This window comes from Rhodococcus sp. NPDC003383 (assembly GCF_053589115.1).
Window position 1 is genome coordinate 74,068 of sequence record NZ_JBSFRG010000009.1, and the last position, 13,065, is coordinate 87,132.

General features: G+C 66.9%; 13 protein-coding genes. 8 read left to right on the forward strand and 5 right to left on the reverse strand.

What is annotated here, in order from left to right:
* Positions 1–33 precede the first annotated feature (33 nt).
* From ACWDTS_RS10655 to ACWDTS_RS10665, 3 genes are all read right to left on the reverse strand, one after another.
* On the reverse strand, positions 34–678 hold the full coding sequence (locus ACWDTS_RS10655; RefSeq protein ID WP_450108781.1) for a GntR family transcriptional regulator: 645 nt from the start codon (positions 676–678) through the stop codon (positions 34–36).
* A 180-nt stretch (positions 679–858) separates the two neighbouring features.
* Entirely contained in the window at positions 859–1,644 is a 786-nt protein-coding gene (locus ACWDTS_RS10660) for an ABC transporter permease (RefSeq protein ID WP_450108780.1), read from the reverse strand.
* Positions 1,645–1,727: 83 nt separating this feature from the next.
* Positions 1,728–2,510, reverse strand: a complete 783-nt coding sequence (locus tag ACWDTS_RS10665; protein WP_450108779.1) for an ABC transporter ATP-binding protein — start codon at positions 2,508–2,510, stop codon at positions 1,728–1,730.
* Between the two features lie 310 nt (positions 2,511–2,820).
* Here ACWDTS_RS10665 and ACWDTS_RS10670 point away from each other — a divergent pair, with 310 nt between their 5' ends.
* The 3 genes from ACWDTS_RS10670 to ACWDTS_RS10680 are packed head-to-tail and all read left to right on the forward strand — an operon-like array spanning position 2,821 to position 6,351.
* Positions 2,821–3,993 (forward strand): nitrate ABC transporter substrate-binding protein, encoded by a 1,173-nt coding sequence (locus tag ACWDTS_RS10670; RefSeq protein WP_450118140.1) that lies wholly within the window; start codon positions 2,821–2,823, stop codon positions 3,991–3,993.
* A gap of 34 nt (positions 3,994–4,027) precedes the next feature.
* A complete protein-coding gene (locus ACWDTS_RS10675; RefSeq protein WP_450118141.1) occupies positions 4,028–5,023 on the forward strand; it encodes an isopenicillin N synthase family dioxygenase in 996 nt (331 codons plus the stop codon).
* Positions 5,020–6,351, forward strand: coding sequence for an amidohydrolase family protein (locus ACWDTS_RS10680; protein ID WP_450118142.1), 1,332 nt, complete (start codon positions 5,020–5,022; stop codon positions 6,349–6,351). Before ACWDTS_RS10675 ends, ACWDTS_RS10680 begins: the two co-directional genes overlap by 4 nt.
* Positions 6,352–6,353: 2 nt before the next feature.
* On the opposite strand, the gene ACWDTS_RS10685 is transcribed toward ACWDTS_RS10680, so the two are convergent.
* Together ACWDTS_RS10685 and ACWDTS_RS10690 are read right to left on the reverse strand one after the other, a co-directional pair.
* Positions 6,354–7,466: a sensor histidine kinase gene (locus ACWDTS_RS10685; protein ID WP_450118143.1), complete on the reverse strand. Its 1,113-nt coding sequence runs from the start codon at positions 7,464–7,466 to the stop codon at positions 6,354–6,356.
* A 62-nt stretch (positions 7,467–7,528) separates the two neighbouring features.
* Positions 7,529–8,308, reverse strand: a complete 780-nt coding sequence (locus ACWDTS_RS10690) for a winged helix-turn-helix domain-containing protein (RefSeq protein ID WP_450118144.1) — start codon at positions 8,306–8,308, stop codon at positions 7,529–7,531.
* A gap of 136 nt (positions 8,309–8,444) precedes the next feature.
* On the opposite strand from ACWDTS_RS10690, the gene ACWDTS_RS10695 reads away from it, so the two are divergent.
* The 5 genes from ACWDTS_RS10695 (at position 8,445) to ACWDTS_RS10715 (ending at position 13,015) form a co-directional block, all read left to right on the forward strand.
* A complete protein-coding gene (locus ACWDTS_RS10695) occupies positions 8,445–8,726 on the forward strand; it encodes an SHOCT domain-containing protein (protein WP_450108773.1) in 282 nt (93 codons plus the stop codon).
* Positions 8,726–9,535 (forward strand): DUF305 domain-containing protein, encoded by an 810-nt coding sequence (locus tag ACWDTS_RS10700; protein ID WP_450118145.1) that lies wholly within the window; start codon positions 8,726–8,728, stop codon positions 9,533–9,535. The genes ACWDTS_RS10695 and ACWDTS_RS10700 overlap by 1 nt, the downstream gene beginning before the upstream one ends.
* A gap of 167 nt (positions 9,536–9,702) precedes the next feature.
* Positions 9,703–10,923: a serine hydrolase domain-containing protein gene (locus ACWDTS_RS10705; RefSeq protein ID WP_450118146.1), complete on the forward strand. Its 1,221-nt coding sequence runs from the start codon at positions 9,703–9,705 to the stop codon at positions 10,921–10,923.
* A 176-nt stretch (positions 10,924–11,099) separates the two neighbouring features.
* Positions 11,100–12,263, forward strand: coding sequence for an alpha/beta fold hydrolase (locus ACWDTS_RS10710; RefSeq protein ID WP_450118147.1), 1,164 nt, complete (start codon positions 11,100–11,102; stop codon positions 12,261–12,263).
* A 71-nt stretch (positions 12,264–12,334) separates the two neighbouring features.
* On the forward strand, positions 12,335–13,015 hold the full coding sequence (locus ACWDTS_RS10715; RefSeq protein ID WP_197251119.1) for a nitroreductase: 681 nt from the start codon (positions 12,335–12,337) through the stop codon (positions 13,013–13,015).
* Positions 13,016–13,065 lie beyond the last annotated feature (50 nt).

Sequence of the window (13,065 nt, forward strand, 5' to 3'; positions counted from 1 at the left end):
ACCCGACCCGCCCACTTCAGGAACGAGGGGTCTCTACCGACGCCGAATCCGCACCGCCAGTCCTGCGACGTGAGCGCAGCTGGCGGCGCGGGCACCCTCGGCATCGCCGGCCCGGATGGCCGCGACGATACGTTCGTGCTCTTCGACGGCGAGCTGCCGGTTGGTCTCGGACGCCCACATGTCCGAGCGGTACAGGTGGGCCTGCGCGTCGAGGCGGAACAAGGCCTCGCGCAGCGGCTTGTTCGCGGCGATGTCGCGGATCGCCGTGTGGAAGTCGAGATCGAGCCGCGAGTCCCGTCGTCGGTCCGCGGGCTGGTCGAGCAGTGCCCGCTGTGAGTCGACCATCGCCATGAGATCGGCGACCTGCCGGTGGGTGGCCCGCAACGTCGCCTGGTAGCCGGCGAGCCCGTCGAGCACCTCGCGCACCGCGAACACCTCCCGGATCGTTTCGTCGTCGACCGTTTCGACCTTGGCTCCGGCGTTCCTGGTGTACACCGCGAGTCCGTCGTTGATGAGTTGCTGCACGGCCTCGCGGACCGGGGTCCTGCTCACGTTGAGTTTCGCGGCCAGCGCGGGCACGGACAACGCGGTGCCGGGTGGCAGCTCCCCTGCGAATATCTGTTCTCGGAGCGTGGCGTGAACCGATTCCGCGAGCAGCTCGCGTTCCGTTGTCGTCATCTGTGTTTCTCCGCTGCTTCTTGCCACGCCCCACGGTAACGCGGATGTGGCGTACTCCTCGGTCGCGACCGGGTGTCCTCGGGTGCGCGTCGCATGGACTCGCCGGCTTTCACGGAGACCGACGGGCGCGACAGCGCCCTTCATCGTTCCAGGATTTGTTGTCGTGCAACGGTTGTCCCCCTATTTCTTTGTCGTATCGGCGGAGGAGTGCCAGCTCCCGATCAGAACCTTGGACAGTGCTCCGAAGAGCGTGAACACGGCCACACCGAGCAGAGAGGCGAGGACGATGGCGGCGAAGAGATCCTCGGACTGCAGGCGGCTGCGGTAGATGTCGAGCAGGGTGCCGATGCCGGGGTCTCCCTTGGCGAAGAACATGTCGCCGATGATCGCGCCGACCACGACCAGCCCTGCGGCGGTGCGGATACCGGTGAGGATCGACGGAAGGGCCGAGGGCAGTTCGAGCTTGACCAGCCGGTCCCAGGCGGATGCCCGGGCGAGCGTGAACAATTCGTGTTGCCCGCGATCGACGGACCGGAGGCCGAAGTGCGTGTTCGTGATGATGGGGAAGGCGGCAATGATGACGCACACCAGCACTCGTGCAAAGGTGCCGTACCCGAACCACAGTCCGATCAGCGGCACGATCGCCAGGATCGGAATCACCTGGAGTACAACGGCGTAAGGGTAGATTGCGCGCTCCAGCCAGAGGGCCCGGCTCATGAGGACACCGACACCGACACCGATCGCGGCGGCGATGACGAATCCGAACGCCGCGACCTGGGTCGTGACGAGCAAGGCGTCGAGCATCGGCTTCAGGTGCGTCCAGTCGAGGATCGAGTTGGTCAGCACCGCATGCGGCGGCGGCAGCAGGAATCGTCGCTCGGGGCTGAGCACCAGGTACGTGACCGCGTACCAGGCGGCGAGCGCGACGCCGAAGGACGCGAGCGGAACCGCGACGGCCCCGAGCATGTGACGCACGGATCTCGTGGAGGGACGTCGCGTCGCAAAGGCAATGGTGGGCCGGGCGATTCGTTCGGATCTGGCGAGGACGGTCACTGTGCACCTCCGTGCAGCGAGGCGGAGATCCGCGAGACGTATTCGGTGTAGCGGGTGTCGTAGCGCAGTTCGGGACGGCGGGGGTAGGGGAAGTCGACGTCGATGATCTCGGCGATCCGACCGGGGCGGGCAGTCATGACGACCACCCGGTTGGCGAGGAACACCGCCTCGGACACCGAATGGGTGATGAACATGGCCGTGAACGTCTTCCCCGTGTAGAGCCTCTGGAGTTCGACCTGCATGTCGAGGCGGGTCATCTCGTCGAGGGCACCGAAAGGTTCGTCGAGCAGCAACACCTCCGGGGCCAGAGCGAGCGAACGAGCAAGGGAGGCACGCATCTTCATTCCGCCGGAGAGTGCTCTCGGAAGCTGGTCAGCGAAGTCTTCGAGGCCGACGGCGGCGATCGCGGCATCGGCCCTGACCCGTCGTTCCGCCTTCCGCATGTGCCCCAACTCGGCTGTGAGCTCGACGTTCCGCCGGACCGTACGCCAGGGAAGCAGGGTCGGCTCCTGGAAGATGAACCCGACGGACTCGGTTCCGACGGCGACATTGCCCTCGGTGGGGGTATCGAGCCCGGCCGCCATTCGCAGCAGGGTCGACTTGCCGCAACCCGACGGACCCACCACCGCGACGAAGTCACCGCGGCCGACCTGCAGGTCGATTCCGTCGAGCGCTGTCGTCCCCGTGGGGAATCGCTTGACCACGCTGTCGAACGTCAATTGCGTCGACTTGGTCAGAGTGCGCGCATCCGCGTCGCGCATCGTGTTCACCAACGCCATACCGACCCTCCAGGAATCCGCTCTACATGCAGAACTTGAGTTTGTTGACGACTCAGATCATTAGTTACATGTATTACGCGTGGATGACGAAATATTGCACAGCGGTCACCAAGTCGGGCAAGCACTGGAAATCAGCGAGCTTTCCCGCCACTCAGCGTTGTTAACCCAGATGCAACGACGCACATATTGCATGTAATTCTGAGGCGTGGGATGTTGTCCGTGTCGAACCGGTGACTGTCCCCGGCTCACACTTCGGCTCTCCCTCACGTCCTTTCCGGCGCAGACACGCGCGCAGATCCCGAGGAGCACAGTGACCACTTCACGCACCCATCGCCTGCGGGCCGGCCTCTCGGTCCTCGCTCTCGCCTCGCTGACCTTGACCGCGTGCGCCGACGGTGACACCGCGGAAGCGAACGAGGCCACCCTCGAGTCCGCCGCGCAGGATCAGCATCTGGCCGACGCCTGCCCCGGCACGGTGACGGTACAGCTCCAGTGGCAGCCGCAGTCCGACATGGGCGCGCTGTTCGAGATGCTGGGCCCCGGCTACACCGTCGACACCGAGAACCGGTCGGTGACGGGCCCGCTCGTCGCCGGCGGCAAGGACACCGGGGTCGACCTCTCCCTCCGGGCCGGCGGTCCCGCGATCGGCTTCCAGTCCGTGACCTCCCAGCTGTACGTGGACGAGGAGATCGACCTCGGAATCGTGCACGGCGACCAGCTGATCGCCGCAGCGGGCAACCAGCCCGTCGTGGGTGTCACACCGCTCCTGAAGTACAGTCCCGCGATCCTGATGTGGGATCCGGCAAGCCACCCGGACTGGGAGTCGATCGGTGACATCGGGAAGACCGACGCGACGGTCGTGGTCTCGAAGGAACAGATCTTCCCACAGTGGCTCGTCGCGAAGAGCCTGCTGAAGGCATCCCAGCTGGATCCCACCTACGACGGCGCCCCCTCGCGTTTCGTCGGCGACCCCACCATCGCACAGCAGGGCTTCGCGAACTCCGAGCCGTACTCCTACGAGGAGGACACGCCGGCCTGGAACAAGCCCATCGAATACCAGCTCGCCAAGGACGTCGGCTTCGACATCTACGCATCCAACGTCGTCGTGCGCGCGGACAAGCTCGACGCGATGTCGCCCTGCCTCGAGAAGCTGGTCCCGATCATCCAGCAGGCGAGCGCCGACTACATCACCGCGCCCGACGCGGCGAACGCGACGATCGTCGACGTGATCGCCCAGGACGTCGCATACACGCCGTACAGCGCCGGTGAGGCCGCGGCGGGCGCCGAGCTGCTCGCCGCCGACGGGCTGATCGCCAACGAGGCCGACGGCTCCGTCGGCACCTACGACGCCGCGCGCACGCAGCGCAACATCGACGAGCTCGTGCCGGTGCTCAACGCGGGCGGCGCGAACCTGCCTGCCGGCCTGACCGCCGAACAGCTCTTCACCAACCGGTTCACCGACGCCTCCATCGGCATCGAGTGACCGCCGCGACACGATCCGACGGATAGGACCACTGATGAACCACCCCATGACCGAACTACAGCGCGAGTCCCGGATGGGCGCGCTCGGCACCGTGACCACCGACCGGGAGGTTCGCCGAATCGATCTGTCCGACTTCGAGAACCGGCGTGCACAGATCACCGAGGAACTGTGGGCCGCCGCCACGGAAATCGGCTTCTTCCAGGTCGTCGGGCACGGCATCGACCTCGACGAGGTGCACGGTGCCTTCACCGCGGCCGAGCAGTACTTCGCCCTGCCGGAGTCCGTGAAGGGCGCGGCGCCGCTGAAGAAGGGACTCAACTCCGGCTGGGAATCGATGAGCCAGGTACGGCCCTCGATCGGCACCCCCGACCAGAAGGAGTCGTTCCAGATCACCCGGCCGCACATGGACGGACTGTGGCCGGGTGAGGAGAACCTGCCGGGATTCCGTGAGACCGTACTCGACTTCGAGCGTCGCTGTTGGGAGTTGGCGATGCGGCTGCTGTCCTGCTTCGCGGACCGGCTCGGTTTCGAACGTGACTTCTTCACCCGCGCACACGATCCCGAGACCGTGAGCTACCAGAGCACGCTGCGGTTGCTGCACTACTTCGCCCTGCCCGACGATGCGCTTGCCTCTCCGGACATCTGGCGCGCCGGTGCCCACACCGACTTCGACTGCCTGACATTGCTGTTCCAGCGCACCGGGCAGGGCGGTCTGCAGGTCTGCCCGGGCCGCGAGATGGACGGCGAGGCCTGGACGCCGATCGAACCGTCCGACGACGTGATCACCTGCAACATCGGCGACATGCTCATGCGCTGGAGCGATGATCTGCTGCCGTCCAACTTCCACCGGGTGCGGTCGCCGGGACCCGACGAGCATCGCGGCGCCCGGTACAGTCTGGCGTTCTTCGCGCAGGCCAACCGTGACGTGCTCATCGAAAGCCCGCAGGGCAAGTACCCGCCGATCACCGCCGAGGACTACCTGCGCCGGCGCGTCGAGGCCAACTACTCGAATTCGGAGGAAAAACGATGAGCGACAATGCATCACCGACCACCACCGTGATCACCGACGTGACGGTGTTCACGGGAGGTCGGTGGCTGCCCGGACGCGATGTGCTGATCTCCGGCGGGCACGTCGGCGCCATCGGTGCTCGCGGTGAGGTCGACCCGACCGGTGCGGGGCGAATCGACGGGTCCGGCGCCCACATGATCCCGGGATTCGTCAACACCCACACGCACCTGCAGCAGTCGCTGATGCGCGGCATAGCCGAAGGCATACCGCTTCTCGAATGGCTGCTGCAGGTGGGCGAGGAGTCGATGACGATCACCCCGGAGCGGGCGTACACCGCGACGGTCGCCGCGTCGCTCGAGGCGTTGCGCAGTGGTACCACGACACTCGTCGAGCACATGTGGCCTCACCCGTCCACCGAGGTGCACGACGCAGTCCTTCGGGGATTGCGCGACAGCGGGATTCGCGCGGTACTCGGTCGCGGCGTCGCCGACCGAGCCGACGCCACCCGCAAGTGGGGCTTCGAGCCGCGGCTCATGCAGCCGCTGGACGACGTGCTCGACCACACCGACCAGCTCGCGAAGGACACGGCCGGATCCGCCGTCACCGTCGGGCTCGCGGTCCCTAACCCGCGGTCCGTCACCGCCGAGGGCATGGCCGCCATCCGGGAGTTCGCGACCGCCCGCGACATGACCGTCTCGATACATCTGCTCGAAACCACCACCGACGACACGATGTGCCGGGAGCACGCGGGTATGGGCGCGGTGGAGTACCTGGCCTGCCACGATTTCCTGTGGGACCGGATGATCGCGGTGCACTGCGTCGAACTCGACGCGGCCGGCCGACGCACGCTCGCCGACCACGGCGTCGCCGTATCGTACAACCCGGTGTCGAACATGCGGCTCGGCAGCGGGATCGCCCCGGTCCCCGACCTGATCTCCGACGGTGTCGCGGTCGGACTGGGTGTGGACGGTGCCGCCAGCAACGACACCCAGGACATGCTCGAATCACTTCGCACGGGTGCGTACGTGCAGCGGGCGGCGCGACGCAGGGCCGACCTGTTCGGCTTCGAGCAGATGCTCGACATCGCCACGGGCGGAGCAAATTCCGCGCTCGGACTGCCGGCCCGTGCCGGTGGCGTGCACGTCGGGGACGCGGCGGATCTGACGTTGATCCGGTTCGACCGGGACTTCGCGACCCTGCCCGTCCGCGATCCGGGTGCCGCCATTCTCACGACCGGCACCAGCCGGATCGTGGACACCGTGATCGTCGGCGGTGAGGTGACGATCCGGGACGGGCGCAGCACCCGGGTCGACGAGTCCGAACTGGTCCGCACCCTGGCAGCACTCTGAGATCACAGCCCGGCAATCGGCAGTTCGAGGGTGAAGACGGCACCGTGGCCGGGTCCTTCGCTGTGGGCCCGGATGCGGCCGTGGTGGGCTTCGACGAGGGCGCGGGCGATCGTCAGTCCGATGCCACTGCCCCCACTTTCGCGGTCGCGGGCGGTGTCGGCGCGATAGAAGCGGTCGAAGAGATGGTCGAGGTGATCGGGTGCGATGCCTTCGCCGGTGTCGGCGACGGTGATCTGCACACGATCCTCGTCGGCTCGCCTGCTGGTGACGGTGACGGCTCCGCCGGCAGGGGTGTGCCGCAGGGCGTTGTCGAGCAGGTTTCCCAGCACCTGACCGATCCGGTCCGGATCGACCGTCACGATCTCCGAGTCGTCGGTGCGAGTCTGCAGAGCCACACCTGCGCTTTCGTACCGTTCGCGTACCGCATCGGCCGCGGTGTCGACGAGGGCGCCGGTGGTGGTGGGCACCGGCCGGATGCGGGTGAGGTGTTCTTCGGCGCGGGAGACGGCGGTGATGTCCTGGGCGAGCCGGGACAACCGTTGGGTCGCGGCGTGCAGGACCTGGCGGGTCTCGTCGTCGAAGGTGCGGACTCCGTCGTCCAGGGCTTCGAGGTAGGAGTCGAGAGTGGCGATGGGCGTGCGCATCTCGTGGCCGAGGTCGGCGAGCATACGGCGCCGGGTGGTCTCGGTGGCGTCGAGGCGCCGGGCCAGTTCGTTGACGGTGACGGCGAGTTCGTCGAATTCGCGGCCGAGTCCGGGACTGGCCAGACGGGTGTCGTAGTGGCCACCGGCAATGCGGGCGGCGGAGGCGGTCACCGCGGTGATCGAACGTTGCACCCGTCGGGTCAGATACCAGCTCACCACCAGCGCCAGGAGCACCGCGAGTGCGACGGCCAGCCCCCAGGCCAGGACGATCGACCGGGTGAAGGCCTGCTCGACGTGAGCGGCCTGGCTGGAATTGTGGTCGATGCCGGCCTGTCCGAGGTGATCGTGGAAGATACCGGGCGCAAGAGACGAAGCGACGAGCCAGGCACTGACCGCACAGCCGACCACCACCACGGTCAGCGCGAGAAACAGCCGGGTGCCGAAACTCGCTCCGGGGAAACTGCGCCGCAACGATTCTCTGTGCCGCAACGATTCTCTGTGCCGCAACGATTCTCGTGGAGACGACTGGTGGTTCATGCGCCGGTTCCCATCCGGTAGCCGACCCCGCGGACGGTGCGCACATAGCGACCCCGTGAGGCGTCGTCACCGAGTTTGCGACGCAGATGACCGATGTGCACGTCGACGAGGTGCTCGTCCCCCGTCCAGGTCGGCCCCCACACCGTCTCGATCAGCTGGGCGCGGGTGAGCACGACCCCGGGGTCGCGCGCCAACGCGGCAAGGACGTCGAACTCGGTGCGGGTCAAGGACACCGACATACCGCCGACGGTGACCTCCCGGCCGTCGACATCGAGGCTCAGATCACCGAAACGGAGGATCCGATCGGCAGGAGCCGAGACAGGCTCGGCTGCAGGTACAGCGAGGCCGGCGCGGGGACGGCGCAGCATGGCCCGGATGCGGGCCATCAACTCGCGGGGACTGAACGGTTTGGTCATGTAGTCGTCCGCGCCGACGGACAGCCCGATGAGGGTGTCGACCTCTTCGGTGCGGGCGGTGAGCATCACCACGTACGCATCGGAGAAGGTGCGCAGTCGCCGGCACACTTCGACACCGTCCAATCCCGGCAGCCCCAGGTCGAGGACCAGGACATCGGGATCGACCTGACGGGCGAGGGTCACCGCGTCGGAGCCGTCGCCGGTGATCACGGTCTCGAACCCGTCGCGTTCCAGATACGAGCCGATCAGGTTCGCCAACGGCGCCTCGTCCTCGACGACCATCGCCCGCAGCCCTGTCGTGGGGCGTTGCGGCGGCCCCGGGTCGCCGGCTGCGGTGGACGTGCGCGCAAAGGAGTCCATGACGTCCATCTTCACCGGCACTCACTACGACGAACGCTGTGGTCGGGCTTCTTGAGCAAATCTTCATACGACCTCCATAGCAGTCGCGGGGTAGGAGCGCCAGGCTGGACACACGAACCGGGGAAGGGAGGCGATCATGATGGGCTGGGCAGGTCAGCTGACCTGGACCGGATGGATCGTCATGGCCGTGTGCATGGTCGCGTTCTGGGCGGTGGTGATCTATCTGGTAGCGATGATGTTCCGTTCCGACCGGGTGGACGGATCCGGACGCGGCGGCCAGGAACCCGATCCGCTGCGGCTGCTCGAGACGCGTTTCGCCCGCGGCGAGATCGACGCCGACGAGTTCGCTGCTCGTCGGCAGATGCTCGTCGCAGGTTCACCTGTGCTCCATGGCCATTCGAGGAAGGGAACACCCTGATGGACAAGAAGACTCTCGCTGCCGGTGTAGCGGCGCTTGCGGTGGCGTTCACCGCGGCCGCGTGCGGCGACTCCGACACGGGCACCACTGCCGCCCCGTCGAGCACCACCGTCACCACGCCCGCCGAAGAGGCCGTAACGCACAATCAGGCGGATGTGATGTTCGCCCGCATGATGATTCCGCACCATGCCCAGGCGATCGAGATGAGCGACATCATCCTGGCGAAAGAGGGCATTTCCCCCGAGGTGACCGCACTGGCCGAGCAGATCAAGGCCGCGCAGGGACCGGAGATCGAGCAGCTCGAATCCTGGCTCGGCCAGTGGAGTCAGCCGCAGATGCCCACCGACGCTCCGGGGGCCGGGCCGAACATGCCCGGCATGACGTCCATGCCCATGGAGCCGATGCCTATGGAGTCCATGCCCATGCAGTCCATGCCGATGACGTCTATGCCCATGGAGTCCATGCCCATGCAGTCCATGCCCATGCAGTCCATGCCCATGCAGTCCATGCCGATGCAGTCCATGCCCATGGAGTCCATGCCCATGCAGTCCATGCCCATGCAGTCCATGCCGGGCATGCAGGGGATGATGAGCGCCGAGGACATGCAGGCGCTGTCCGCCGCGCAGGGCACCGAGGCCGCCCGACTGTTCCTCACCCAGATGATCGTCCACCACGAAGGCGCCATCGCCATGGCGCAGACCGAGGTCGAGAACGGACAGTCTCCCGAAGCAATCGCCATGGCCCGCACCATCATCGACACTCAACAGCAGGAAATCGACACCATGCGCCAACTGCTGACCACCCTGTAAACCGATCTCCCTGTCCGGTTTCCTCCAGGGCCCGCCGCGTCCGGAGCACGGACACCCCGGAGGTCTCGCCGAAAGATCCACGGCCGACGCAACCGACGGGTCGCCGCACGTGATTCGGGTATGCCGACGGCGGCCACGCGGTAGGGTTGGCCACACCTGGAGGCGATATGGGCATGCTCGGTTCGCTGCGCACCGCGACGGTGGGGTTGGTCGTCGTACTTCCCGGCATGCTCCTGGCCGGCTGCACGTCCACCGACGCCGCGGATCCGGTCTCGGAATCGACCGACTCCGTCCCGGCCTACTGCCAGCAGATGGAACCCGACCTGGCCGGCCTCGCCGACAGCATGAACGTACCGGGTGCGGTCGTCATGGTGCTCTCGCCGGAGCTGGGCGACTGCCTGCTCACGTTCGGTTCGCGCACGGTCGCGGAGCAGGAGCCGATCGGCTTCGACGACCAGCTCCGCATCGGCAGCAACACCAAGCCCATGACCGGCACGATCGTCCTGCAACTCGTCCAGGAGGGCAAGCTCAGTCTCGACGACCCGGTCTCGAAGTATCGCGACGACGTGCCCAACGGCGACGACATCACCGTCGAGATGCTGCTGAACATGCGCAGCGGCCTGGCGGACTACAGCGGCCTGCCCGAGATCGCCCGGTCGATGGACGAAACGCCCGACCGCGTCTGGACGCCGGATGAGCTCCTCGCACTCTCTTTCGCTCAGCCGGTCGCCTTCGCACCCGGCGAGGGGTACCTCTACTCGAACGCCAACACGGTCCTGCTCGGGCTGATCATCGAGCAGCTCACCGGCGAACCGGTCGAGCAAGCAATCGACGAACGTATCTTCGAGCCGCTCGGCTTGGAACGCACGCTGATGCCCGCCCGGACATCCAATGTGATCCCCGAGCAGCACGCGCGGGGCTACCTTTTCGGCACGGTCACCGACTTCGTCGCCACCGGCGGGGTGTTGCCGGCGGAGCAGGCTGCCGAGGCGGCCGCGGGAACGTTGCAACCCAACGACGTGACCGACATCAATCCCTCCTGGGGATGGGTCGCCGGTGCGGGGATCTCCACCAGCAACGACCTCGCCCGCTTCGTGAAGGCACTCGTCGGCGGCGAGCTGCTGGACGACCGGATGCAGGAGGAGCGTCTCGCCAGCGTCATCTCGATCGACCCGGCCAACCCCGACAGTGCCGCCTACGGCCTGGGGATCGCGAAGTACGGCAGCCTGTACGGACACAGCGGGGAGCTTCCCGGCTACAACTCGTTCATGGGACACGATCCGGAACGCGACCTCACCGTGATCGCCTGGGCGAACATGATGACCGGACCCGACGGACAGCCGACCGCGGCCGTCCTCTCGCAGGCGGTGATCGACGAGCTCTACTGATCGGATCTCGGTCGCAGGCAGCTCTTCGGTACTGGGGCGAACAGCGCTGCGGCACATCGCGTCCGGTGCCTGACCACCCGCACACCCAGCAGCGCCCTGTCGTCGAGTGAATGACGCAGCTCGCCGGTCGCAGACTCGGGCGACACCCCAGTCGAGATCACTACACTGAGAAGTGCATGACCGATCATCTGCCTCTGGCACCGTGTCCGGTCACAGACTGGAGCGATGAGCGTCGCCGAGCGGCTTTGCGCACCACTCGGTTGGGTCACCGCTGGAGGCGGTTCGCGCGTGTACGCCGAGCTTTGGTTCGGCTGACCCTCGTTCTCGTGGCGCTGTTGACGCTGTACGGGCAGTACTGGATCCATGACGTGGCACCGGAACGGACCCGATTGGCCCACACGCAGCCGTATCTGCATCCGATCTTCGATGCTGCGGAGCCGGCCGACCGAACCACCGCAGTCGTGGATCTGGTCGGGTTGGGCAATCTCGACGCCACCGACACCGCCCGGGCGCTTCCGGTACTGGCCGAGCTGGGTCAGGTGTGGGGGGTGCAGTACGACAACGCAGGCCTCGACACCGCCGTGATCGCCCGGATGATCCTCGATCGTGCCGAACACACCGAGGTGGAGCGGATCGTGCTGGTCGGACACAGCATGGGCGGCATCATCGCTCTCGAGGTGGCCGAGCATGTCGTCACCGATCCGGAGGTGAACCTGCTGGCCGTGATCTTGGACTGCACGCCGATCGATCTGCACGCGGTGCGGGCCGATGCACGAGACACCGGGGAAGATCTGCTGCGCTGGATGGGCTGGCTGCCCGGAGCACGGGAAAGCCGCACGTTGCGCCTGGCGGTCGAAACCGCGGCCCGCAAAGACCACTATCTCGTCACGCGCCCGAACCGCTTGCCCACCGTTGATCCCGGCGCGCTGGTCGAAGCGGTCACCGAAGTGCTCCAGGACAAGATCTTCTCCACCGATGCCGCCAGCAACGGGTTGATCGAGGCGCAATTCGAGGCGATCGTGGCTTCCGGTGCGCTCGACAACCTCGGGATGCTTGCGTCCCATCGGAGGAACCGGCGACCTCCGGCGGTGGTGTTCCTTCGACCCCGGCACGGGACCGATGACGAGGTCGTCGATGTGGACTACACCCAGAAGGTTCTGTTCGACCGCATCGGCGGACCCCAGGGCTTCTTGCGGGTGGTGCGACTCGCGGGCACCGGGCACGCCGATCCGATCCAGCGGCCGCAGGCCTACAACTCAGCGCTCGAGTCGAGGGTCGTCCCGTTCCTCGAGCGCCTCGCCCGAGAGGCCGAGCGCCCGATGGTCGCAGGTGGGCGGTAACGCTCTCTTCGCAATACCGGACCCAGGACCTGAACGAGCGCTAGCTCCCGCCGTGTGCGATCGTGGGGCCTATGACTGCCAACGATGCGACGATCCTGTCGACGCTGCTCGACACCCGGTACAGCTGCCGCGCGTTCCTGTCCAAGCAGGTGCCACGCGAGGACATCGAACGCATGCTGCGGATGGCGCAGCGCACCCCGTCGTGGTGCAACTCGCAGCCGTGGCAGGTTCACGTGACCAGCGGTGATGCCACCGACCGGCTCCGCGCCGCGACGTACGAGCAGGCCGTCTCCGGGGTTCTCGACCCGGACATCGCGGGCCCCGCCGAATACCGCGGCGAGTATGCCGAGCGCCGGCGCAACGCGGGGTACGCCCTGTACAACGCACTCGGCATCGCCCGCGACGACTACCCCGAGCGTACCCGGCAGATGCTCGAGAACTACCGGTTCTTCGGCGCCCCGCACGTCGCGATCATCACCAGCGACAAGCAGCTCGGAACGTACGGCGCCGTCGACTGCGGCGGCTACGTCGCCACTCTGCTGCTCGCCGCGCAGTCCCTCGGGATCGCCGCCGTACCTCAGGCGGCGGTCGCGATGACGGCAACAGCCCTCCGGAAGGAGCTGAACATCTCCGACGAGCGCGACATCGTGTGCGCGGTCTCGTTCGGCTACGCCGACGAGTCGCATCCGGCGAACACGTGCCGGACCGACCGCGCCGAACTCGACGACGTCGTGCGGTGGGTGGAGGACTGACCACCCCCAGGGGTGCTGTTTCGTGAGGCCACGGAGGCGCACGCTCGAGG